The following is a 23,340-nucleotide window of genomic DNA, read 5'->3' on the forward strand; positions in this document are numbered from 1 at the left end:
TCCATGTGTGGAATTGTTGGCGCAGTAGCGCAACGTGATATCGCTGAAATCCTGGTCGAGGGATTGCGTCGTCTGGAGTACCGCGGGTATGACTCCGCAGGGCTGGCTGTCGTAGACAGCGAAGGCCGCATGGCGCGAGTGCGCCGGGTCGGCAAAGTACAGAAGTTGGCCGAGGCGGTGGACGCAGAGCCGCTGACCGGCGGCACCGGCATCGCCCACACCCGTTGGGCGACGCATGGCGAGCCGTCTGAATCCAATGCCCACCCGCACGTCTCTGACTACGTCAGCGTGGTGCACAACGGCATTATTGAGAACCATGAGCCGCTGCGTGAGCTGCTGATGGAGCGCGGCTACCGCTTCGTGTCCGAAACTGACACCGAGGTGATCGCGCATCTGGTGCATTGGGAGCTGCAACAGGGCGGTTCGCTGATGCAGGTGGTCCAGCGCGTGATCCCGCAACTGCGCGGTGCCTACGGCACCGTGGTGATGGACAGCCGCGACCCGAGCGTGCTGGTGGCCGCCCGTTCCGGCAGCCCGCTGGTGATTGGCCGTGGCGTGGGTGAAAACTTCATCGCCTCTGACCAGTTGGCCCTGCTGCCCGTAACCCGCCGCTTCCAGTTCCTGGAGGAGGGCGACGTGGTGGAAGTGACCCGCCGCAGCGTGACCATCGTCGACAAGCAGGGCAAACCGGCGACCCGCCCGGAGATTGAGTCCAGCGTGCAGTATGACGCCGGCGACAAGGGCGCCTATCGCCACTACATGCAGAAAGAGATCTACGAGCAGCCGCAGGCGATCAAAAACACCCTGGCGGGCCGCTTCAGCCACGGTCAGATCGACCTGAGCGAGCTTGGCCCGCAGGCCGACGACCTGCTGGCACAGGTGCAGCATGTGCAGATCATTGCCTGTGGCACCTCCTATCACTCTGGGATGGTGGCGCGCTACTGGTTCGAGTCGCTGGCTGGCGTGCCTTGCGACGTGGAGATCGCCTCCGAGTTCCGCTACCGCAAATCGGCGGTACGCCCCGGCAGCCTGATCATCACCCTCTCCCAGTCCGGCGAAACCGCCGACACGCTGGCGGCGCTGCGCCTCTCCAAAGAGCTGGGCTACCTTGGCTCGCTGGCGGTGTGCAACGTGGCTGGCTCCTCGCTGGTGCGTGAGTCCGATCTGGCGCTGATGACCAAGGCTGGCACCGAGATTGGCGTGGCCTCTACCAAAGCCTTCACCACCCAGCTGACCGTGCTGCTGATGCTGGTGGCGCGTCTGGGCCGCCTGAAAGGGATGAACGAGAGCGTGGAGCACGAGGTGGTGCACGCGTTGCAGGCGCTGCCGGCGCGCATTGAGCAGATGCTGTCACTCGACAAGTCCATTGAGCCGCTGGCAGAAGGCTTCTCTGACAAGCACCATGCGCTGTTCCTTGGCCGTGGCGATCAATACCCGATCGCGATGGAGGGCGCGCTGAAGCTGAAAGAGATCTCCTACATCCACGCCGAAGCTTACGCGGCCGGTGAGCTGAAGCATGGCCCGCTGGCGCTGATTGACGCCGATATGCCGGTGATTGTGGTGGCACCGAACAACGAGCTGCTGGAGAAGCTGAAGTCCAACATTGAAGAGGTGCGCGCACGCGGCGGCCTGCTCTATGTCTTCGCCGATCAGGATGCCGGTTTTGCCGACAGCGAAGGGATGAAGATTATTCCGCTGCCGCACGTGGAAGAGATTGTCGCCCCGATCTTCTACACCGTACCGTTGCAGTTGCTGGCCTACCACGTCGCGCTGATCAAGGGCACGGACGTTGACCAGCCGCGTAACCTGGCAAAATCCGTGACCGTTGAGTAATCCGCAACGCGAAAAAAAGCCGGCTCAAGCCGGCTTTTTTGATCCTGCCATCAGGGTCTGGAGGGTGAGGTGCGTCAGTTCCGCCAGCGCCAGATAGAACCCCTCCCCACCATGCTGCCGCAGGCGGCAGATAAACAGCGGTAACCAATGCAGGTGATCGCGCAGCAACTCCAATAGCGCAGCCTCGCGCCCTTCGGCGGCCAGCACCGCTGCCTGAAACAGCAGCAGCCCCAGATGATCCTCCGGTTCCGGGCTTGCCGTATGCAGGCGCAGCCCCTCACGTTGCAAGAAACCGCGCAGGGCGAGCGTGGAGTCGCCACGCAGCACCCCCTCCGCATCCAGATAAACAGATCCCCACGGCGGCGCGGGTAGGGCTTCCGGCCCGGCAAACAGCCGTTGCCAGTCGCTCGCCACGGTGGCGGCAGTGGGCGTCAGGTGGGGCAACAGCGCCTCCAGCGCGGGATCATCGCCACCCGGCCACACCGCGCGCCATGCCGGTTCGGCAAAAAAGTGCCGCACCGCATTGACCTCCGGGCTATCGGACGGCAGGTAGAAACAGCAACCCAGCGCATTCAGGACGTGCGGCAGGGTGATTGATGTATCAGACATGGTGTTCTCATCAGGTGGCATGACGCATCCCGTGGGCGTGGCGTCGGCAAAGTGGACAAAGCGCCTCCTCCGGCGATCTGTGCCGAAAAGATTGGCGGCACTGGCGGCAACGGCAGGTATGGAGCGAATGGGTTTCTGGGCTGGTAGCTGCCGCCCAAGGCTGTAGGGCGATCGACTGGTTGAAGCAGACCGACAGGCAGGCACGGCAACCGGTGCAGCGTTGGGTATTGATCTGTAACGTCTTATCGGTGAACTGGATCGCCTGTTCCGGGCAGATGCGCCCGCAGGCACCGCACAGCGAGCACGTCGCCAGATCCAGCGTCACCTTAAACCAAGCGATGGCCGGAAAGGCGTCGCGCAAGGCCCGCTGTCCGCCGACGATCCGTCCCACCGATCCCGTTTTTTTCGCCCACCAGCGCGAGGGTGGCGGATCGGCCGTTTCCGGCGGGTAGATCACCTGCCAGCTCGGTTCGCCGATCTGTTTTAGCAGAAGATTTAACCGGGCAACCGGCAGCAGCCAGCGGCTCGCCATGTCCGGGATCGCGATCTGCCGGATGCCGTATTGATCGTGCCAAAGCAATAATTCTTCCCTCGATGCCACCCTCGGATCACCCTGGCTAAACAGGCAGTTATCTTTGTATCGCCTTTCTATTGGGGATAGGGAGTCAATGGCGTCGGTGGGACATACCACGACACAGTGGCTGCAATAAATACAGCGATCGGCGTCCAGTCGCGGGGTGTTTCCAATCAGGGTGATGGCTGCCACCGGGCAGTGCTGTATGCAGGCGTCGCACTCCCCGTGGCGGGTCTGATGGCGGATGCAGCGATCCCCGATGCCGGGTGGCATCGGGGAGGCTGACGCCAGTAACGAGCGTAAGCGCATGGCAAATCAGTGCAGGGTGAAGAAGGCGTAGCGGGAGGCGACATGCGCCAGCATCACCAGCCCGGCGGCCATCGACAGCAGGATGCGTGACGGCGACTGCGCGCGCGGATTGTTGCGGTAGAGCATCCACAGCAGCATGGTCAGGCCGCCCAGCAGCAGGATCCAGCTCAACAACCGCAGGGCCGCGCCATGCTGGAAGGCCAGCTGCATATCGAACGGCAGCGTCACTGGCTGGCTGGCCAACCGCTGCGCCATCTGGTGCAGGTAATCCGGCATCACCAGCAGTTGGCAAGCGGCGCTCGCGGCGGTCAGCAGCAGGGTCGTGACCAACAGGCGGCGCACCAGTGGGGCGCTAAGCACCGCCCGGCTGGCGAACAGCAGCGCCAGCACTGCCCCCAGCGCAATCACGGCGCTATAGAAGGAGACGTGCGTATGGATGTGCATCCACCCGATCACCGTGCTGTGGAAGTAGATCTCCGCCATGCAGTAGACGTCCGCCAGCCCGACCAGCCCACCAATCGCCAACAGGGCGGGCTGGATGCGGCGGGTCAGCAGCGCCAGCAGCGTTACCAGACACATAATGCCGAGGTAGAGGCTGGCAAACAGGATCTCCCGGCTGAGCCACGAGGTGCCGACGTGGCGCAGGGCGTGGAAGGCGTTCAGCGGATAGCCGAGGTGCGCCACCGATGCCAGCAGGCCGGTGCCGGCCATCAGGCACACCATCAACAGCAGTGGCCGTAAGGTGGTGAAGTGCTGTTCCTGCGCCAACTCCTGCGCCATCCAATAGCTGTACCAGGCGCCGAACAGGGTCAGCCCCACCGAGGCCTGCACCAGCAGGGTGAAGATCAGTAATGGCCACTCACTCATGGCGCGGCTCCTCCTGTTGTGCGCCGAGATGGGCGCGGATCACCAGATTGGGCTGCGTCAGCGCCGGGTCAGGCAGCCCCCGCACGCCGTTCAGGTTGCCATATTTGGCGCGCAGCTCCTCAATGGGGCCGAATTTAATGGCCCCCAGCGGGCAGGTGGCGACGCAGACCGGCGACTGCCCCTGTGCCAGCAAATCGACGCAAAAATCGCATTTCGACATCTGGCCGCTTTCGGCATTGAACTGCGGCGCGCCGTAGGGGCACGACCATGCGCAGTAACCGCAGCCGACGCACTTGTCGGTATTGACGCGCACGATGCCGTCGCCGGGGCGCTTGTGCATGGCAGTGGTGGGGCAGTTTTTGGTGCAGGCGGGGTCGCTGCAATGGTTGCAGGAGATGGAGAGCGTATAGGCGTAGACGTTCTGTTGCAGCCCGCCGTGGCCGGTCGCGACGAAGCCGCCGCCCTCTACCTCATACACGCGCCGGAAACGCCGCCTCACCTCCAGGTTGTTTTTGTCCTTGCAGGCAACCTGGCAGGCTTTGCAGCCTGAACAGCGGGAGGAGTCGATGAAAAATCCCAACTGCCGGTCGCTGACCGGCGGGAAGTCCTGAAATGTACTCATGCTCTGTTTACCTCGACCAGCATGGTCTGGTGGGAGTTGCCTTTCGCCAGCGGCGTGATGCGCGCTGAACTCAATACATTCGGGCAGCCGCCGCGATCGATGCCCTGTGCATCGGGTTGCCACCAAGCGCCAGCCTGCATCGCCACCACGCCGGGCATGATGCGCATGGTCAGGTGCGCCGGGATCACCACCACCCCGCGGTCATTGGCGATGCGTACCTGATCGCCCGGCTGGATGCCACGGGTGGCGGCGTCCTGCGGGTTGATCCACAGCACCTGCTCCTGTACCTCTTGCATCCAAGGGTTGGGGTACTGGGTGGAGTTGGCGCGGTTCTTCCCTTTCCAGGTGATCAGTTGCAGCGGGTAGTGCGTGCGCAGCGCATCCTCCGGGCCTTCGTGGGCGGGCACATAGTGGGAGAGCGCCGGGATCTCCGGGTGCTGCATCTCATACAGCCGCTGCGAGAAGATCTCAATCTTGCCCGACGGGGTAGGGAAGGGGTGCGCCTCTGGGTCGGCAATGTTCTCTGCGAAGGCGACGTAAGGCTCGCTTTTGAACAGGTGGCGACGCTGCACGCAGAGCTGCTCAAAGGTGGGGAAGTTCTCTTCCGGCATCGCCTGACGGGTGGTTTCAACAATATGCGCGATCCACTCCTGCTCAGTGCGGCCCTCGCTGAACTGCCGCTCGACGCCCAGTTTCTCCGCCACCTCACGCAGCCACTCGTAGTCAGAGCGCCGTTCAAAGTCCGGGGCCACCAGCTTCTCTGACAGAATGATGTAGTTGCCGGTGCCCCAGGTCTCGCCGATGTTCCAGCGCTCCATAAAGCTGGTTTCTGGCAGCAGCAGATCGGCGTAGCGCGCGCTCGGGGTGAGGTAGAGATCGCTGACGACGATGAACTCAATCTTGGACTCATCCTCCAGCACCCTTACCGCCTGATGGAGATCGGGGTTCTGGTTGGCGAGGTAGTTACTGCCGAGTGAGAAGAGCGCGCGGATATTGCTCTCCAGCTGCTCCGCCCCTTTCAGCCCCATCTCCGGGGTGATCTGGCTGGCATCCTCGGCGGCCTGTACCCAGTTCATGATGGAGATTTTGGCCTGCACCGGGTTATCCAGGCTGGTGGCATCGGCCATGAACTTGCGGTTGCCGATGCCGCCGTAGCCAGCGGCCCAGCCGCCATGCACACCGACGTTGCCGGTCAGGGTGGCAAGCAGCGTGGAGCCGCGCGCCGTGCGCTCGCCGCAGTTGTGGCGCTGCGGCCCCCAGCCCTGAATCAGCGCGGCAGGTTTGGTGGTGGCGTACTCCCGTGCCAGATGGCGAATTGTCTGCGCCGGGACGCGTGTGATCTTTTCCGCCCATTCCGGCGTCTTCTCAATGCCATCTTTCAGTCCAAACAGGTAGGCCATCAGGGACTCATTCGGCGGCACGCCCTCTGGCATGGAAGCCTCATCAAACCCGAGGGTGTAGCGCGCAATGAACGCCGTGTCGTGCAGGTTCTCGCTGATGATGACGTGCATCATGGCGTCCATCATCGCGTTGTCGGTGGTCGGCAGCAGCGGGATCCACTCATCGGCCAGCGAGGCGGCGGTGTCGGAGTAGCGCGGATCAACGACCACAAAGCGCGTGCCGTTGGCCTTCATCTGCTGGTAGTAGTGGTTAGTGTGGCCGAAGACCGTCTCATTCGGGTTGTGTCCCCACAGGATCACCAGTTTGGTGTCCGCCAGCGTGTCGAGCGAACTGCCGCTGGCGTGGGTGCCGTAGGTGTAGGGCGTGGCGGCCGCGGTGTTGCCCATGCTGACCGAGTGGTAGTGCTCGAGGTAGCCGCCGGTCAGGTTGAACAGCCGACGCAGCATCTTGTCACCCGAGAACGCGCCGCCGCTGACGGCGGTGTTGGTGTGGGCAAAGCGCGCCGCTGGGCCATACTGTTCAGTGATGCGCTTCAGATTGTCGGCGATCAGGGTAGTCGCTTCGTCCCAGCTGATGCGCTCGAATTTGCCCTCGCCACGCCGTCCGACCCGTTTCATCGGGTACTTGAGGCGATCGGGATGATAGACAAACTTGCGGTAGCCGCGGCCGCGCACGCAGGCGCGCATGATTGGCATCTCCGGGTCCAGCTCGTTATCCGGGCGGGTGGTAATGCGCGTCACCATGCCCTGCGAAACATGGGCGCGGATGTCGCATTTGCCGCCGCAATCGAAGGTGCTACAGGTCGGTACGACACGGGTGGCAGGGGCAGGGGAGGCGAGGCCCGTCGCTGGCGCGGCGGTGACCTTGTTGCCGGCGATAAAAGGCACCGCCAGCAGGGCGCTGCCTGCCTGCACGAAACGTCGCCGGCTGAGCGCCAGGCCGCCCTTCAGGCCAGATGGCTTGTGTGTGGTCATAAGCTGCTTCCAAAAAAGGAAAGAGCTTAGCCATCACGCTGGTGTGGGGTGTTGATGGCAATCAAACCAAGCCGGAGTGCCGCCGGTGAAAGGGCAGAAAAGTGGGTGGCGGCGATACATTGATTTATCTAATGAATTTCTGGAGATTGTATTATTTTTAATTAATATCTTTGCCGCGCCCCGCCTAAGCCGGGTAATGGGGCTGATTGAAAATCATCCGTCACAAAACTGTCATACTAACTACATTTTACTGTCACCAAACTGTCCTATTTTCCCTCCTGCAGCGATTCACATACTCAAAAAACGGCCTAAGCCGGATTGCCATCCCCAGGAGAGATTATGAAACTGATGCGTACCACCGTCGCCGGTATTGTGGCAGCGACCTTTTCGTTCACGACAATGTCCGCCTTCGCCGCAGCCAGCCTGACCGGCGCCGGCGGCACCTTCCCGGCTCCGGTGTATGCCAAGTGGGCCGATAGCTACCAGAAAGAGACCGGCAACCAGGTGAACTACCAGGGGATCGGCTCGTCAGGTGGCGTGAAGCAGATCATTGCCAAGACCGTAGATTTCGGTGCCTCTGATGCCCCGATGGCGGAAGACAAGCTGAACAGCAGCGGTCTGTTCCAGTTCCCGACCGTGATTGGCGGCGTGGTGCTGGCGGTGAACCTGCCGGGCCTGAAATCGGGCGACCTGATGCTGGATGGCGCCACCCTGGGTGACATCTACCTGGGCAAAATCAAGAAGTGGAACGATCCGGCCATCAGCAAACTGAACCCCGGCGTGAAACTGCCAGACCAGAACATCGCCGTGGTGCGCCGCGCTGACGGTTCCGGCACCTCCTTCGTCTTCACCAGCTACCTGGCGAAGGTGAATGGCGAGTGGAAAGAGAAAGTGGGCGCGGGCAACACCGTGAACTGGCCGACCGGTCTGGGCGGCAAGGGCAATGACGGCGTTGCCGCCTTCGTCCAGCGTCTGCCGGGTTCCATCGGTTACGTTGAGTATGCCTACGCTAAGCAGAACAAACTGGCCTACACCAAGCTGGTGAACGCCGATGGTCAGGCTGTCTCCCCGACGGAAGAAGCGTTCAGCGCGGCCGCCAAGGGCGCAGACTGGAGCACCTCCTTCGCGCAGGATCTGACCAACCAGAAGGGTGGTGACGCCTGGCCGATCACCTCCACCACCTTCATCCTGATCTACAAGAACCAGCCGAATGCCCAACAGGGTGCCGAAGTGCTGAAGTTCTTCGACTGGGCATACAAGAACGGCAACCAGATCGCCAACGATCTTGACTACGCTACCCTGCCGGAGCAGGTAGTCACGCAGATCCGCGCTTCCTGGAAAGAGAGCATCAAAGACAGCAGCGGAAAAGCCCTGTACTGATCCGGCTACCGCGGCCCGGCTTCGCCGGGTTACCAAGCCCGGCCTGCGGCCGGGCCATCTTGTTAATGAGAAGAGCGTCGTATGGCTGAGTACAAGCCGGCTATTAAGCCACCGAGCAAAAACGGTGACATCCTGTTTGGGGCGCTGGTCAAGCTGGCCGCCCTGATCACCCTGATGCTGCTCGGCGGCATCATCGTCTCGCTGATCATCTCCTCCTGGCCAAGCATCCAAAAATTTGGGTTCGCCTTCCTCTGGACCAAGGAGTGGGACGCGCCTGCCGAGCAGTTCGGCGCGCTGGTGCCGATCTACGGTACGGTCGTGACCTCCGTGATCGCCCTGATTATCGCGGTGCCGGTGAGTTTCGGCATCGCCCTGTTCCTGACGGAACTGGCCCCCAACTGGCTGAAGCGCCCGCTGGGTATCGCCATTGAGCTGCTGGCGGCCATCCCCAGTATCGTGTACGGCATGTGGGGCCTGTTCGTGTTCGCCCCGCTGTTTGCCACCTATTTCCAGGAGCCGGTGGGCAACGTGCTCTCCAGCATCCCGTTTGTCGGCGTGCTCTTCTCCGGCCCGGCCTTCGGTATCGGTATTCTGGCCGCTGGCGTGATCCTCGCCATCATGATCATCCCGTACATCGCGGCGGTGATGCGTGACGTCTTCGAGCAGACCCCAGTGATGATGAAAGAGTCGGCCTACGGCATCGGCTGCACCACCTGGGAAGTGATCTGGCGCATCGTGCTGCCCTACACCAAAAACGGCGTGATAGGCGGCGTGATGCTGGGGCTGGGGCGTGCGCTTGGTGAAACCATGGCGGTGACCTTCATCATCGGCAACACCTACCAACTCGACAGCCTGTCGCTCTACATGCCGGGCAACAGCATCACTTCGGCACTGGCCAACGAATTCGCGGAAGCGGAATCCGGCGTGCACACCGCCGCGCTGATGGAGCTGGGCCTGATCCTGTTCGTGATTACCTTTATTGTCCTGGCGCTGTCGAAAGTGATGGTGATGCGTCTGGCGAAGAATGAGGGCCGCTAGCATGGCGACGATGGACATACAACAAAGCGCGGCGCTGCGTGAGTCACGCCGCAAAAAACAGGCATGGCGCCGCCAGAAGAACCGCTTCGCGCTGTTCCTCTCCATGAGCACCATGGCCTTCGGCCTGTTCTGGCTCTGCTGGATCCTGTTTACCACGCTGGTGCGCGGGTTTGACGGCATGTCGATGGCACTGTTCACCGAGATGACGCCGCCGCCGAACACCGCCGGCGGCGGGCTGCTGAACGCCATTATCGGCAGCGGCCTGCTGATTGGCTGGGCGACGCTGGTGGGCACGCCGCTGGGCGTGATGGCGGGCATCTACCTGGCCGAGTATGGGCGCAAATCCTGGCTGGCTGAGGTGATCCGCTTCATCAACGACATCCTGCTCTCCGCGCCCTCGATCGTGGTCGGCCTGTTCGTCTATACGCTGGTGGTGGCACAGATGGGCCACTTCTCCGGCTTGGCGGGCATTTTGGCGCTGGCGCTGTTGCAGATCCCGATTGTTATCCGCACCACTGAAAACATGCTGAAGCTGGTGCCGGACAGCCTGCGCGAGGCGGCTTACGCCCTCGGCACGCCGAAATGGAAGATGATCTCGGCCATTACACTGAAGGCCTCGGTCTCCGGCATCATCACCGGCGTCCTGCTGGCGGTGGCGCGCATCGCTGGCGAAACCGCCCCGCTACTCTTCACGTCGCTCTCCAACCAGTTCTGGAGCACCGACCTGATGCAGCCGATCGCCAACCTGCCGGTCACCATCTTTAAGTTCGCCATGAGCCCGTTCGCGGAGTGGCAGGAGCTGGCATGGGCCGGTGTCCTGTTGATTACCCTCTGCGTCCTGCTGCTGAACATTGTGGCGCGCGTGATTTTCGCCAAGCAGAAGCACTGATTGGCCACCCTATTCGCCCGGCGCGCCAAGGCGGCGCCGGCAAACTGAGAGACAGAGAGATGAGCATCGCAACTGACGCCACCGCAGGCAAAATCCAGGTCCGTGACCTCAACTTCTACTACGGCAAATTCCACGCGCTGAAAAACATCTCGCTGGATATCGCCCAGAACAAGGTGACGGCGTTTATCGGCCCCTCGGGCTGCGGCAAATCGACCCTGCTGCGCACCTTCAACAAGATGTACCAGCTCTACCCAGACCAGCGCGCCGAGGGCGGCATCCTGCTGGATGGCGAAAACATCCTGACCGACAAGCAGGACATCGCCCTGCTGCGCGCCAAGGTGGGCATGGTGTTCCAGAAGCCGACCCCGTTCCCGATGTCGATCTATGACAACATCGCCTTCGGCGTGCGCCTGTTTGAAAACCTCTCCCGCGCGGACATGGACGAGCGCGTGCAGTGGGCGCTGACCAAGGCGGCGCTGTGGAATGAGTCGAAAGACAAGCTGCACCAGAGCGGCTACAGCCTCTCCGGCGGCCAGCAGCAGCGCCTGTGCATCGCGCGTGGCATCGCCATCCGCCCGGAAGTGCTGCTGCTCGATGAGCCATGCTCGGCCCTTGACCCCATCTCCACCGGCAAGATTGAGGAGCTGATCACCGAGCTGAAGCAGGACTACACCGTGGTGATCGTGACGCACAACATGCAGCAGGCGGCACGTTGCTCAGACCACACCGCTTTTATGTACCTGGGTGAGTTGATCGAATTCAGTGATACTGACACCCTGTTCACGTCTCCGGCGCAGAGACAGACCGAAGACTACATTACCGGCCGCTACGGCTGATCCCGCGCCAGGTACAGGGTTGCGCGTCACCTTTTGCAGGTTAACAGGACTAGCACATGGACAATCTGAATCTCAATAAACACATTTCCGGCCAGTTCAACGCCGAGCTGGAGCACATCCGCACCCAGGTTCTGACCATGGGCGGGCTGGTGGAGCAGCAACTGACCGATGCCATCACCGCCATGCACAATCAGGATGGCGATCTCGCCCAGCGCGTGATTGAGGGCGACCGCCAGGTGAACATGATGGAGGTGGCCATCGATGAGGCGTGCGTGCGCATCATCGCTAAGCGCCAGCCCACCGCCAGCGACCTGCGTCTGGTGATGGCGATCATCAAGACCATCTCGGAGCTGGAGCGCATCGGCGACGTGGCGGACAAAATCTGCCGCACCGCGCTGGAGAAGTTCTCCCACCAGCACCAGCCGCTGCTGGTCAGCCTGGAGTCGCTGGGCCGCCACACCGTGCAGATGCTGCATGACGTGCTGGATGCCTTTGCGCGCATGGATCTGGATGAGGCGATCCGCATCTACCGCGAGGATAAAAAGGTCGATCAGGAGTACGAAGGGATCGTGCGCCAGCTGATGACCTACATGATGGAAGATTCGCGCACCATTCCGAGCGTGCTGACCGCGCTGTTCTGCGCCCGCTCGATTGAGCGCATCGGCGACCGCTGCCAGAACATCTGCGAATTTATCTTCTACTTCGTGAAAGGGCAGGATTTCCGCCACTTGGGCGGCGATGCGCTGGATGTGCTGCTGGCCGGCGACAAGGACAATACGCCGGCAGATTGATGCCTACAGGGTGACGAACCGTAGCGTCACCTGCACCGCCATCCGGCGGAAGTGGGCGATGTAGTTCTCATCCTGCGAGTTGCCTTCGAACAGCGTGTCGAAGGTGTACTGGTTGGCAGCCTGATGGAAGCTCAGGCTGCTGATCAGGCGGTGCACGTCGCGCGCCGCCACATCCGCCTTGAACAGCCCACTTGCCTTGCCCCTACTCAAAATATCTTCCAGCACCGTCAGCGCGCTGCGGTTCAACGCCTTGATCTGCGTCGACTGGCGGATGTAGCGCCCGCGCATCATGTTCTCCATGCAGATGATGCGGATGAAGTCGGCGTTCTGCACATGGAAGTTAAAGCTCGCCTCCACCAGCCGCACCAGCGCCTCCGCTGGCGGCAGCGTGGCGAGGTTCAGCCCCACCTCATGCTGGCGGATCTGGCTGTAGACGTGCTCCAGCACGTTGATATAGAGCGTCTCTTTGTTCTTGAAATGGTACACCACCATCCGTTTGGTGGTGCCCGCCTGCTCGGCGATCTTCTCCATCCGCGCGCCATTCAGCCCTGACTCGGCAAACTCGGTCAGCGCGCTGTGAAAAATGCGGTTTTTCAATCCCACCGGATCATTTTTACGTCCGACGACGGGCATCTCTTGGCTGCTCAGACTCGGCTCCTCGCGTGGTCATTAACACTCTTTTCTCTGGGGAGAAAGAGTAACGATTCTGGCCGGGCGATACAAACGAAACGCCCGTCGCCGTACGTCGCCTTGACTAAACGAACCCTCTGGTTCAAAACTTAATGCATATGCTGCGGCCTTCCACCCCTGATGCGCGCCAGCCGGTTTTGGTTCCTATTCGTATGAAAAAAGGGGAAATCTATGCTTCGCTCTATCGCCACGGTGTCAGTGTCCGGTTCATTGCCGGAAAAAATGCAGGCCATTGCTGACGCCGGTTTTGATGGCATTGAGATCTTTGAGAACGACCTGCTCTACTATCCCGGCAAACCGGCGGAGATCCGCCAGCGCGCGGCGGATTTGGGGCTGGCGATCACCCTGTTCCAGCCGTTCCGTAACTTTGAGGGCAACCCGCGCGACCAGTTGCCAAACCACCTGGAGCGGGCGCGGCGCAAGTTTGAACTGATGCATGAGCTGGGCTGCGACACCATGCTGGTGTGCAGCAACGTCTCGCCGGAAAGCAGCGCCGAGCGCGAGGTGCAGGTGGCCGATCTGGCGCGGCTGGCGGCGCTGGCGCAGGAGCACCAGATCGCCCTCGGCTATGAGGCACTGGCTTGGGGGGCGCACGTCAACCACTACCAGCAGGCGTGGGATCGGGTGCGTGAGGTGGACAGCCCGGCGATGGGCATCGTGCTCGACAGCTTCCATGTGCTGTCGCTGGGAGACAACCTCGACCGGCTGGGAGAGGTGCCGCTCGAGAAGATCACCTTCGTGCAGATGGCCGACGCGCCGCTGCTGAAGATGGATACGCTGGAGTGGAGCCGCCACTTCCGCTGCTTCCCCGGACAGGGCGGGCTGCCGCTGGAGAAATTTGCCACCCAGTTGACGCAGCGCGGCTACCGTGGGCCGTGGTCGCTGGAGATCTTCAATGACACCTTCCGCGCCGAACCGGCCGCGCCCACCGCGCGGGATGGCTACCGTTCGCTGCTCTATTTAGAGGAGCAGACCCGCCGTGCGCTGGAGCAGGCGGGCGAGCCAGCGCCCGACGAGCTGTTCACCGCCCCCGCCGCGCCGGGCTACCACGGCGTGGAGTTCATCGAGTTCACCGTGAATGAGCGTGAGGCCGCGCCGCTGGCGCAGGGCCTGACGCAACTGGGGCTGGAGAAGCGCGGCGAGCACCGCTCGAAAGCCGTTTCCCTCTACCAGAATGGCGCGGCGAGCGTCATCATCAACCGCCAGCCGCACAGCATGGCCGCCGACTGGCACGAGCGCCACGGGCTGTCGATGTGCGCGCTGGCGCTGCGGGTGGATCAGGCGGCCCCGCTGTTGCAGCGGGCGCAGGCGTTTGGCTACGCCCTCTTCCCGCCAGAATGCGGCCCCAATGAGCGCCCCATTCCGGCGCTCTGCGCGCCGGATGGCAGCCTGATCTATCTGGTGGAAGAGGATGGCTGGTCACAGGATTTCCAGTTGGAGAGCGCGCCAGCGGCGGGCTGGCAGGGCATTGACCATCTGGCGCTGGCGATCCCAGCCGCCATGCGCCAGAACTGGGTGATGTTCCTGCGCAGCGTGCTCGGCTTTACGCTGGATGAGACGCAGGAGCTAAACGACCCGTTTGGCATTGTGCGCAGCCAGGTGGCGCATGACCCGGAGAACCGGGTACGCCTGCCGCTCAACATCTCCCAGAGCGAGGAGACGCTGATCGCCCGCGCCGTGGCCTCCTACCGCGGGGCGGGCCTGCAACATGCGGCCTTCGCCACCACAGAGATCTTTGCCGCCGTTGAGGCCGCCCGCGCCCGTGGCCTGACCCTGCTGCCGGTGCCGGAAAACTACTATGAGGATCTGGCGGCGCGCTTTGGCCTGTCCGCTGAATTCCTGCAACAGTTGGAGGCGCACCAAGTGCTGTATGACCGCGATGACGAAGGCGGCGAGTTGCTGCACGCCTACACCCGGCCCGCGGCGGAGGGGCGTTTCTTCTTCGAATTGCTTGAGCGCCGTGGCGGCTACCGGCAGTACGGTGCCGCCAATGCTGGCGTGCGGCTGACCATGCAGCAGCAGCCCTAGCGCGTCAGGCGGTAGCCCTGCTGGCGCCACAGGCCCGGCAGGGCGTGCATATCGTGGAACGGCGTCACCAGCGGGTGGTCAATCACCGGGTTACGCGGATCGGCGCAGTAGTAGAAGACCGGGATGCCAGCGGCAATCCCGGCTTGCGCGCCATACAGCGAGTCCTCCACCAGAATGCAGCGACTGATGTCCACGCCCATCTGGCGCGCGGCGTGGTGTAACAGCGCCGGATCGGGTTTCCAGCGCTGCACGTCATAGCCGCTGAACAGGCGGTGGCGATCGCCATCCACAAAGAACGGCAGCAGGCCGGTCAGGCCGAGGGAGTGCTGCATCTTGCTCACCGGGCCATTTGACACCACACAGATCGGCGCGCTGATCTGCGCCAGCAGCGGGGCCACGCCGTCAATCGCCACCAGCTCCTGTTCAAACAGCTGCGCGATGGTCTGGCGGTAGAACGCCTCCATCTCGCTGACCTTCGGCTCCATGCCGTGGCGGCGGCAGACCTGATCGATAATCTCGTAGAGTTTGATGCCCTTGTAGCGCGTCATCGCCTCCTCCAGCGGCAGCGTGATGCCATAGTGGGCGAACATCAGCACAAAGCCCCGGCAGCAGAGCGTTTCGCTGTCTACCAGCGTACCGTCGCAATCAAAAAACACGCACTCAATGTCTTTCATCCCTCTCTCCTTCAGTTGGCCGGATGCCAGCGGGAAATAACAGCACTTTTCCGGCGCGCGGCGCAATCGAAACCTATACTCGCCTGTGGGCACTTCGCGTTTTTTTGCACGGCGAAAACGATAACATGCGGGGAAAATCCGCGAAAAAAAGTGTGAGCTGCGCGTCAAAATTCCTATTTTTTGTTATAGGATAGCCCCCGACCATCCCTTTTCCCTCTTCGGAAATCAGATAAATGAGCAAACCACAACCCACCCCGGCTGCGGAGAACGGCCTGCTTGAGCGCGTGTTTAAGCTGAAGCAGCATGGCACAACGGCGCGTACGGAAGTGATCGCCGGCCTGACCACCTTCTTGACGATGGTGTATATCGTTTTTGTTAACCCACAGATCCTCGGGGTTGCGGGCATGGATGTCCGGGCAGTCTTCGTTACCACCTGCCTGATCGCGGCGTTTGGCACCATCTTTATGGGGCTGCTGGCGAACCTGCCGGTGGCGCTGGCACCCGCCATGGGCCTGAACGCCTTCTTCGCCTTTGTGGTGGTGGGTGCGATGGGCATCTCCTGGCAAGTGGCAATGGGCGCAATCTTCTGGGGCGCGGTCGGCTTCTTCCTGCTGACCCTGTTCCGCATCCGCTACTGGATGATCGCCAATATCCCGGTCAGCCTGCGGGTGGGCATCACCAGCGGCATCGGGCTGTTCATCGGCATGATGGGGCTGAAAAACGCCGGCATCATCGTGGCGAACACTGATACCATCGCCGCCATCGGCGATCTCTCCTCCCACGGCGTGCTGCTGGGCATCCTCGGCTTCTTTATCATCGCCATTCTGGCGTCGCGCAATATCCACGCGGCGGTGCTGATCTCGATTGTTGTGACCACGCTGATTGGCTGGGCGCTGGGCGATGTGCAGTACAATGGCATCTTCGCCCTGCCGCCGAGCATCACCACCGTGGTGGGCCAGGTGGATCTGGCGGGCGCACTGAACGTCGGGCTGGCGGGGGTGATCTTCTCCTTCATGCTGGTGAACCTGTTTGACTCCTCCGGCACCCTGATCGGCGTGACCGACAAGGCTGGCCTGGCTGACGCGCAGGGCAAGTTCCCGCGCATGAAACCGGCGCTGTTCGTTGACAGCATCAGCTCGGTGGCGGGCGCCTTCGTTGGCACCTCCTCCGTGACCGCTTACATCGAGAGCACCTCCGGCGTCTCCGTCGGTGGCCGTACCGGCCTGACGGCGGTGGTGGTCGGCATCCTGTTCCTGCTGGTGATCTTCATCTCCCCGCTGGCAGGCATGGTGCCGGGCTACGCGGCGGCTGGCGCGCTGATCTACGTGGGCGTGCTGATGACCTCCAGCCTGGCGCGCGTCTCCTGGAACGACCTGACCGAGGCCGTCCCGGCCTTCGTCACCGCCGTGATGATGCCGTTCAGCTTCTCCATCACCGAAGGCATCGCGCTGGGCTTCATCTCCTACTGCGTGATGAAGATTGGCACCGGCCGGCTGAAAGAGCTGAACCCGTGCGTGATCGTGGTGGCGCTGCTGTTCGTGCTGAAAATCGCCTTTATCGACCATTAAGATCGGTAGAGGCAAAAAGGCCGCCCTCGGGCGGCCTTTTTTTATGGCGGGCGTTTAGCCGCTCACCTTGCGAATGAACTGGCCAAAGGCGGTCAGCTGGCCGCCAAGGAAGTCGAGTGTGCTCTGGTCAATCACCTCGCCAATCTGCTCATCAACCTTGTTCTGGATCACCCCGCCCATAAACTCCGGCTTATTCAACACCAGCGCATCGAGGTAGACCAGAATCTGGCGCAGATGGTACTGGCAGCGCGCGCCGCCGATGCCGCCCATCGAGCTGGTCTGGAGGGCGACCGGCTTTTTCGCCAGCGGCTGCTGCGGCAGGCGCGAGAGCCAGTCAATCGCGTTCTTTAGCCCGCCCGGCACCGAGTAGTTGTACTCCGGCGTCACGATAATCACGCCATCCGCCTTCTGGATCTGCGCGGCGATCTCCTCCACCCGCTGCGGAAACCCCTCATCCTGCTGGATATCGGCATCATAGATCGGGATGCCAGCGATGGAAGGCAGCGCACTGATGGTCATGCCCTCTGGGGCCAGTTTGGGCAGGGTACGCGCCACCATCGCGTTGTAAGAGCCTTTGCGCAGGCTGCCAAGCAGGGTGACGATATGCAGCGGTCGATCAGACATCCGGGACTCCTTAGCACTTCAACAGGGATTGGCCGGGGGCCGCGCCCCCAGAGGAATTTTACCCGTTAAGCGTAGCAGATCGCCGGTGGGCTATTTGGTCGGCGGCAGGCTGAGTAGCTTCATGAAGTGGGAGGAGAGGACGTGGGGCGCGGCGATGCTCTCTGGCAGCTGGCTGAAGCCGCTGTCAGGCTGGAAGCGCCACTGTACCATGCGGCCAAGGGTGGGGGATTGCGCGCAGGCCCAGGCAAACAGCGAGTCGCTGTCGCTGACCACCTGCACATCCGGCAGGACGCTGGAGCGCAACCGGCCCGAGGCCGGGTGCAGGCGCAGGGTGTCGAGGCCGCTGTTGCCGAGGCCAGAGAGCTTCAGGATGCTCTGGCGGATGCACCAAAGCTGGGTGGCGGCCTCCAGTGGCTCGGTCTGCTCCGTGACCCACGCCTGCTCGGCGGAGCTGAGGTGCTCATTGTGCAGCTGCATCACCTGGCTGCTGCGCGCGCGAATCACTTCCATATCCAGCCCGACTTTGCCCTCGCTGCTAAGCATCACGCCCAGCGTATTGCCCGCGTAGGCAAGGCTGAAATCGGGCAGGTTGGCGTCAGCGAAACAGGGGCGGCCATTCGGCGGGGTGATGATTTTGGGCAGGAAGGGAATGCCGTAGAAGTAGGCCATCATCTCCGCCAGCAGTACCCGCCCATGCAGATAGCGCTGTCGGCGCTTGGCGGAAAACGTGGTGGCGGTGGCCACCAGATCCGGGTTCAGCCGCCGCAGGTCCGGTTCTTGGTCGGACAGGATCCACTTCGCATAATGGCACGCCATCGGTCACTCCCTGATAATGGTTCGCACGTAATATTTTTATCTGACTAAGAATAACACCAAGAGTTTCACGGCAACACCACGTGCCGCCGCCCGGCCACCGAATTAACCTAACTTTACGTTTGAAGAGGGCTGGCCGTTTTTCCCACCCTGGCGGGGTGCCCATCATACGGATTTCATGCCCGCGGATTCCTAAATAGTCCTTAGTGATTTCCTTACGAAACAATGTGTAGCGCACGGTCAGGCCGACGGCGGACATAAAAAAACCCGCCGGAGGGCGGGTTTCGTTTACTTGCCGATACAGAAGCTGGAGAAGATGCGGCCGAGCAGGTCGTCCGAGGTGAACTCCCCGGTGATCTCGCTGAGCGCCTGTTGCGCCAGCCGTAGCTCCTCGGCCAGCAGCTCGCCGGCCCAGGCGCCGAGCAGCTGATCCTTGCCCTGCACCAAGTGCGCGGCGGCCTGCTCCAGCGCCTGCAAGTGGCGGCGGCGCGCCAGGAAGCCGCCTTCCATATTGTTGTTGAAGCCCATGCTGGCTTTCAGGTGCTCACGCAGCACCTCCACGCCGTCGCCGGTGCGCGCCGAGAGGCGAATCACCGCGTGGCCGTTGATGTCGCTGGCACCCAGCGCCTCGCCGGTGACATCCGCCTTATTGCGCACCACGGTGATCGGCAGCCGCGCTGGCAGGCGCGCCATGAACTCTGGCCAGATGGCCGAAGGCTCCACGGCGTCGGTGGTGGTGCCATCCACCATAAACAGCACGCTATCCGCCTGCTCGATCTCTTTCCAGGCACGCTCAATGCCGATGCGCTCCACCTCGTCGCTGGCGTCACGCAGGCCAGCGGTGTCGATGATGTGCAGCGGCATCCCGTCGATATGGATATGCTCACGCAGCACGTCGCGGGTGGTGCCCGCGATGTCAGTGACGATCGCCGCCTCGCGCCCCGCCAGCGCGTTCAGCAAGCTGGATTTGCCAGCGTTCGGACGGCCAGCAATCACCACCTTCATCCCTTCACGCAGCAGGCTGCCCTGACGCGCCTCGGCGCGCACGGCCTCCAGATCGCCCATCACCGCGTTGAGCTGTTGCTCAATCCGGCCGTCAGAGAGGAAGTCGATCTCCTCGTCCGGGAAGTCGATGGCCGCCTCAACGTAGATGCGCAGGTGGGTCAGCGCTTCCACCAGCTGGTGCACGCGGTTGGAGAACGCGCCCTGCAAGGAGTTCATCGCCGAACGTGCCGCCTGCTCGGAGCTGGCGTCAATCAGGTCGGCAATTGCCTCAGCCTGCGCCAGATCGAGTTTGTCATTGAGGAAGGCCCGCTCGGAGAACTCCCCCGGCCGCGCGATGCGCACGCCCGGCAGCGCCAGAATGCGTTTCAGCAGCAGGTCGAGGATCACTGGCCCGCCGTGGCCCTGCAACTCCAGCACATCCTCACCGGTAAACGAGTTAGGCCCCGGGAACCAGAGCGCAATGCCTTGGTCCAGCGTGGCACCCTCCGCGTCGCGGAAGGGGAGGTAGTCGGCGTAGCGCGGCTTCGGCAGTTTGCCGAGCACCACCTGTGCGACGTCGCGGGCGGCGCGGCCGGAAATACGCAGGATACCGACGCCGCCGCGTCCCGGTGGCGTCGCCTGCGCAACGATAGTGTCGGAGGTACTCATCACAATCTCTTTATGGGCGTTGGTTACGGGATAAAAAAGAAGGCGGTCAATTGACCGCCTTCATCTGCTTTCCGTTGCGTGTGGTGCGGATTAGCTCTTCTTCACGCGGCTATGCAGGCCACGCTTCTCCAGACCACGGTAGATCAGTTGCTGCTGGAGAATGGTCACCAGGTTGCTGACGATATAGTACAGCACCAGACCAGACGGGAACCACAGGAAGAACACGGTGAAGATGACCGGCATGAAGGTCATGATCTTCTGCTGCATCGGGTCGGTCACGGTGGTCGGCGACATCTTCTGGATGAAGAACATCGTCACGCCCATCAGGATCGGCAGGATGTAGTACGGGTCCTGTGCGGAGAGGTCATGGATCCACAGCGCGAACGGCGCATGGCGCAGCTCCACGGAGCCCATCAGCATGTAGTAGAGCGCCAGGAAGATCGGCATCTGGATAACCAGCGGCAGGCAGCCGCCCAGCGGGTTAACCTTCTCGGTCTTGTACAGCGCCATCATCTCCTGGCTCATACGCTGCTTGTCGTCACCCAGACGCTCACGCATGGCCTGGATTTTCGGTTGCAGCATACGCATTTTCGCCATCGAGGTGTACTGCGCCTTGGTCAGCGGGTACATGATGCCACGCACGATGAAGGTGATGACGATGATGGAGAAGCCCCAGTTGCCGATGAAGTTGTGCAGGAACTTCAGCAACTTGAACAGCGGTTGGGAAATGAACCACAGCCAGCCGTAGTCCACGGTCAGGTCAAGGTGCGGTGCCACGGCAGCCATCTTGTCCTGCAGCTCTGGGCCAACCCACAGGGTCGCGGCCACGCTCTGCTGCGCGCCCGGCTGTACCACGAACGGTGCGCCCTTGAAGCCAATCGCGGCCAGGTCACTGCCCATGCTGGTGGAGTAGAAGGTGTTGCTGTCTTTCGCCGCTGGCACCCAGGCCGTGGCGAAGTACTGTTGCAGCATCGCAACCCAGCCACCCTGAGTGTTGATGTTCAGGTTCTCATCTTTGATGTCGCCGAAGCTGTACTTCTTGTACTTCTCATCGGTAGAAGAGAAGGCCGCGCCACGGTAGGTGTGCAGGGCGAAGTTGTTGCTGCCGGTATCGCGGTGCTTCGGCAGGTCAACGGTCTGCTTCAGCTGGCCGAACAGGGTCATCTCCTGCGGCGCGGTGCTGGCGTTGTTGATGTGGTAGTCGACGTTCACCGCATACTGGCCGCGCTTCAGCACGAAGGTCTTGGTGTAGACCACGCCATTGTCGGCAGTGTAGGTCATCGGCACACGCAGCTCTTCCTGGCCGTCAGCCAGGGTAAAGGTATCCTGGGCGGTCTGGAACAGCGGGCGCGGGCCATTGTTCGGGTTGTCCGGGCCATTTTTGCCGGTCAGGCCGCTCTGCGCCTGATAGACAAAGGAGGAGGAGGTTTCCAGCAGCTGGAATGGCTTGTCTGAACCCAGGCTGTCCGGGTAGGCCGGCAGCAGCGCTTGTTCGATGTCACCGCCACGGGTATTGATCGTCAGCGACAATACGTCGGTCTTAACGGTAATCAGTTTACCCTGTCCGCTGGCGGGAAGCGCCTGGCTGGAAGCATCACCGGCTACTGTGTTGGAAGTCTGTTGCGTGGTCTGGTTGGCCGGTTGCGGAGCGTGGTCCGTTTGCCAGGCCTGCCAGATCATGAAAGACACAAACAGCAGAGCGATGAGAAAGAGATTGCGTTGCGAATCCATCGTTAGTGTTCTCTGTTATTGTCGGTTTTCGGCGGCACCGGATCGTCGCCACCTGGGTTCAAGGGGTGGCATTTTAATACGCGTTTGATTGTCAACCAACTGCCTTTTAACATGCCGAAACGGCGCACTGCCTCAATACCGTAGTGAGAACATGTGGGCCTGAAGCGGCAATGCGGCCCAAGCAATGGACTGATAAAGAGCTGATAACCGCGTATCAGCCCAATCAGGATGCGCGAGCCTGGCGACAGTGGCGGCGCCATAATTTCTCCAACGCTTCCGTCAGTGCCCGGTTATCGAGATCTTGAATACCTTTTTTGGCGACCACCACAAAATCCATCGGCGGCAGCTCATGCTGGTGCAAACGGAAGCTCTCACGCGTGAGGCGCTTGATCCGGTTACGCTCATGGGCGCGTTTGACGTTCTTTTTGGCGACGGTAAGACCGATGCGGGGATGCCCCAGCGTGTTCAGGCGGCCGAGAATAGTGATTTGCGGCGTGCCAGCCCGTTGTGGCTGCTGGAAGACGAAAGTGAAGTGAGTGGGAGTTAACAAACGTAACTCCCTGGGAAATGCGAGCTTAACCACTAAAAGGGTTAGCTTTTATTACTTAGAAACAGTCAGACGAGTACGGCCTTTCGCACGACGGCGGGCCAGAACTTGACGACCATTTTTGGTGGCCATACGAGCACGGAAACCGTGGCTACGGTTGCGCTTCAGTACGGACGGTTGGAAAGTGCGTTTCATAGCGATTTCTACCTAAACTTAAATAATTACTGATCAGTAAACGCGTTTGGCTATTCGGCGTGAGAACGACCGACGCCTCAATCGCAACATATAAAGAAGCGGGATTGTATTAATTGTACAGTCCTGAGTCAATTCACATCGCTTAGCCTGCCCGGTTGTTTACCAAGTGGCCCGTGGTCACCACCGAATCCCATCTGGTTTAGACCATCAGGAACACAGGCATCACACGTAGGGCGAAGATTATACGGACTCCCCGCCAAAGCGCAAGGATCGCGGGCTGATCCTCCGATCCCGGTCGCGATCCGTCAGGGCGCGGCTGCCGGGCCATTTCAGACAATTCTATTTTATTCACAGGCCCGGTCGGATCGGCGGAATTTTCGTCACAATCGGATACACTTATTTGCGCCTCCGGATCCGGTCTTGTCCACGTCAGCCCACAAGAAAGCCACAGGGAAAATAAAACCTGTGGATAAAAAGGATCTAATCTGTGAGGAAGGGGAGGATCTCTTTCCCGGATTGCGTTATGATCCGCCATTCCGATCGCGATCCCACTGCCGGATTGGGGCGGACACAAACCGTCAAAATCGGTTCGCACGCTGTTGCGTCTGCAAAAACTGGCGTGTGTCAAAAATCATGAATTTAAAACGTATCCTGATCCTTTTCTTTTGTTGATCTTGTTCGAGTGGAGTCCGCC

22 protein-coding genes and 1 pseudogene are annotated in these 23,340 nt (G+C 61.5%); 8 read left to right on the top strand and 15 right to left on the bottom strand.

The window, feature by feature from the left end; translation table 11 throughout:
- Positions 1 to 3: 3 nt before the first annotated feature.
- On the top strand, positions 4 to 1,833 hold the full coding sequence (glmS, locus tag C1N62_RS17570; RefSeq protein ID WP_137764831.1) for a glutamine--fructose-6-phosphate transaminase (isomerizing): 1,830 nt from the start codon (positions 4 to 6) through the stop codon (positions 1,831 to 1,833).
- Positions 1,834 to 1,857: 24 nt separating this feature from the next.
- On the opposite strand, the gene C1N62_RS17575 is transcribed toward glmS, so the two are convergent.
- The 6 genes and pseudogenes from C1N62_RS17575 to C1N62_RS17595 all read right to left on the bottom strand — a co-directional run bounded on the left by C1N62_RS17575 (position 1,858) and on the right by C1N62_RS17595 (position 7,189).
- The gene (locus C1N62_RS17575) at positions 1,858 to 2,442 is read right to left on the bottom strand and encodes a molecular chaperone TorD family protein (RefSeq protein ID WP_137764832.1); all 585 of its coding nucleotides are present in this window, start codon (positions 2,440 to 2,442) and stop codon (positions 1,858 to 1,860) included.
- 10 nt (positions 2,443 to 2,452) lie between these two features.
- On the bottom strand, positions 2,453 to 3,022 hold the full coding sequence (locus C1N62_RS17580) for an ATP-binding protein (RefSeq protein ID WP_240775710.1): 570 nt from the start codon (positions 3,020 to 3,022) through the stop codon (positions 2,453 to 2,455).
- 114 nt (positions 3,023 to 3,136) lie between these two features.
- Positions 3,137 to 3,325: pseudogene (locus C1N62_RS23630) on the bottom strand (hypothetical protein); the annotation flags it as partial.
- Positions 3,326 to 3,331: 6 nt separating this feature from the next.
- Complete coding sequence (locus C1N62_RS17585; RefSeq protein WP_137764834.1) at positions 3,332 to 4,192, bottom strand: DmsC/YnfH family molybdoenzyme membrane anchor subunit; 861 nt, start codon at positions 4,190 to 4,192, stop codon at positions 3,332 to 3,334.
- Entirely contained in the window at positions 4,185 to 4,814 is a 630-nt protein-coding gene (locus C1N62_RS17590) for a DMSO/selenate family reductase complex B subunit (protein WP_137764835.1), read from the bottom strand. The genes C1N62_RS17585 and C1N62_RS17590 overlap by 8 nt, the downstream gene beginning before the upstream one ends.
- Positions 4,811 to 7,189, bottom strand: a complete 2,379-nt coding sequence (locus C1N62_RS17595) for a DMSO/selenate family reductase complex A subunit (RefSeq protein WP_137764836.1) — start codon at positions 7,187 to 7,189, stop codon at positions 4,811 to 4,813. Before C1N62_RS17595 ends, C1N62_RS17590 begins: the two co-directional genes overlap by 4 nt.
- Positions 7,190 to 7,528: 339 nt before the next feature.
- Here C1N62_RS17595 and pstS point away from each other — a divergent pair, with 339 nt between their 5' ends.
- The 5 genes from pstS to phoU all read left to right on the top strand — a co-directional run bounded on the left by pstS (position 7,529) and on the right by phoU (position 12,123).
- Positions 7,529 to 8,569, top strand: a complete 1,041-nt coding sequence (gene pstS / locus C1N62_RS17600) for a phosphate ABC transporter substrate-binding protein PstS (protein ID WP_137764837.1) — start codon at positions 7,529 to 7,531, stop codon at positions 8,567 to 8,569.
- A gap of 81 nt (positions 8,570 to 8,650) precedes the next feature.
- Entirely contained in the window at positions 8,651 to 9,607 is a 957-nt protein-coding gene (pstC, locus tag C1N62_RS17605; protein WP_137764838.1) for a phosphate ABC transporter permease PstC, read from the top strand.
- Between the two features lies 1 nt (position 9,608).
- On the top strand, positions 9,609 to 10,496 hold the full coding sequence (gene pstA, locus C1N62_RS17610; RefSeq protein ID WP_137764839.1) for a phosphate ABC transporter permease PstA: 888 nt from the start codon (positions 9,609 to 9,611) through the stop codon (positions 10,494 to 10,496).
- A gap of 59 nt (positions 10,497 to 10,555) precedes the next feature.
- Positions 10,556 to 11,332 carry a phosphate ABC transporter ATP-binding protein PstB gene (gene pstB, locus C1N62_RS17615; RefSeq protein WP_137764840.1) on the top strand — a complete coding sequence of 259 codons (777 nt, stop codon included), beginning with the start codon at positions 10,556 to 10,558 and terminating at the stop codon, positions 11,330 to 11,332.
- A gap of 56 nt (positions 11,333 to 11,388) precedes the next feature.
- Positions 11,389 to 12,123, top strand: coding sequence for a phosphate signaling complex protein PhoU (gene phoU / locus C1N62_RS17620; RefSeq protein ID WP_137764841.1), 735 nt, complete (start codon positions 11,389 to 11,391; stop codon positions 12,121 to 12,123).
- Between the two features lie 3 nt (positions 12,124 to 12,126).
- Here the strand turns inward: phoU and C1N62_RS17625 are convergent, their stop codons facing one another.
- Positions 12,127 to 12,756, bottom strand: a complete 630-nt coding sequence (locus C1N62_RS17625; RefSeq protein WP_137764842.1) for a TetR family transcriptional regulator — start codon at positions 12,754 to 12,756, stop codon at positions 12,127 to 12,129.
- 228 nt (positions 12,757 to 12,984) lie between these two features.
- Between C1N62_RS17625 and C1N62_RS17630 the strand changes: the two genes are divergently transcribed.
- A complete protein-coding gene (locus tag C1N62_RS17630; protein WP_137764843.1) occupies positions 12,985 to 14,841 on the top strand; it encodes a bifunctional sugar phosphate isomerase/epimerase/4-hydroxyphenylpyruvate dioxygenase family protein in 1,857 nt (618 codons plus the stop codon).
- Here the strand turns inward: C1N62_RS17630 and yieH are convergent.
- Complete coding sequence (gene yieH, locus C1N62_RS17635; RefSeq protein ID WP_137764844.1) at positions 14,838 to 15,515, bottom strand: 6-phosphogluconate phosphatase; 678 nt, start codon at positions 15,513 to 15,515, stop codon at positions 14,838 to 14,840. The genes C1N62_RS17630 and yieH overlap by 4 nt on opposite strands.
- Positions 15,516 to 15,748: 233 nt before the next feature.
- On the opposite strand from yieH, the gene C1N62_RS17640 reads away from it, so the two are divergent.
- Positions 15,749 to 17,083, top strand: a complete 1,335-nt coding sequence (locus C1N62_RS17640) for an NCS2 family permease (RefSeq protein ID WP_137764845.1) — start codon at positions 15,749 to 15,751, stop codon at positions 17,081 to 17,083.
- Positions 17,084 to 17,137: 54 nt separating this feature from the next.
- Here C1N62_RS17640 and C1N62_RS17645 read toward each other — a convergent pair whose 3' ends face one another.
- The 7 genes from C1N62_RS17645 to rpmH all read right to left on the bottom strand — a co-directional run bounded on the left by C1N62_RS17645 (position 17,138) and on the right by rpmH (position 22,646).
- Positions 17,138 to 17,707 carry an NADPH-dependent FMN reductase gene (locus C1N62_RS17645; RefSeq protein WP_137764846.1) on the bottom strand — a complete coding sequence of 190 codons (570 nt, stop codon included), beginning with the start codon at positions 17,705 to 17,707 and terminating at the stop codon, positions 17,138 to 17,140.
- 90 nt (positions 17,708 to 17,797) lie between these two features.
- Positions 17,798 to 18,523 carry a 4'-phosphopantetheinyl transferase superfamily protein gene (locus C1N62_RS17650; RefSeq protein ID WP_137764847.1) on the bottom strand — a complete coding sequence of 242 codons (726 nt, stop codon included), beginning with the start codon at positions 18,521 to 18,523 and terminating at the stop codon, positions 17,798 to 17,800.
- 285 nt (positions 18,524 to 18,808) lie between these two features.
- Positions 18,809 to 20,173, bottom strand: coding sequence for a tRNA uridine-5-carboxymethylaminomethyl(34) synthesis GTPase MnmE (mnmE, locus tag C1N62_RS17655; protein WP_137764848.1), 1,365 nt, complete (start codon positions 20,171 to 20,173; stop codon positions 18,809 to 18,811).
- Between the two features lie 90 nt (positions 20,174 to 20,263).
- Entirely contained in the window at positions 20,264 to 21,904 is a 1,641-nt protein-coding gene (gene yidC / locus C1N62_RS17660; RefSeq protein WP_137764849.1) for a membrane protein insertase YidC, read from the bottom strand.
- A 2-nt stretch (positions 21,905 to 21,906) separates the two neighbouring features.
- The gene (gene yidD / locus C1N62_RS17665) at positions 21,907 to 22,164 is read right to left on the bottom strand and encodes a membrane protein insertion efficiency factor YidD (protein ID WP_137764850.1); all 258 of its coding nucleotides are present in this window, start codon (positions 22,162 to 22,164) and stop codon (positions 21,907 to 21,909) included.
- Positions 22,128 to 22,487 (bottom strand): ribonuclease P protein component, encoded by a 360-nt coding sequence (gene rnpA, locus C1N62_RS17670; RefSeq protein WP_137764851.1) that lies wholly within the window; start codon positions 22,485 to 22,487, stop codon positions 22,128 to 22,130. The genes yidD and rnpA overlap by 37 nt, the downstream gene beginning before the upstream one ends.
- Positions 22,488 to 22,505: 18 nt before the next feature.
- Positions 22,506 to 22,646 (bottom strand): 50S ribosomal protein L34, encoded by a 141-nt coding sequence (gene rpmH, locus C1N62_RS17675; RefSeq protein WP_004093983.1) that lies wholly within the window; start codon positions 22,644 to 22,646, stop codon positions 22,506 to 22,508.
- Between the last annotated feature and the right edge of the window lie 694 nt (positions 22,647 to 23,340).

The organism is Nissabacter sp. SGAir0207 (genome assembly GCF_005491205.1).
Classification (GTDB): domain Bacteria; phylum Pseudomonadota; class Gammaproteobacteria; order Enterobacterales; family Enterobacteriaceae; genus Chimaeribacter.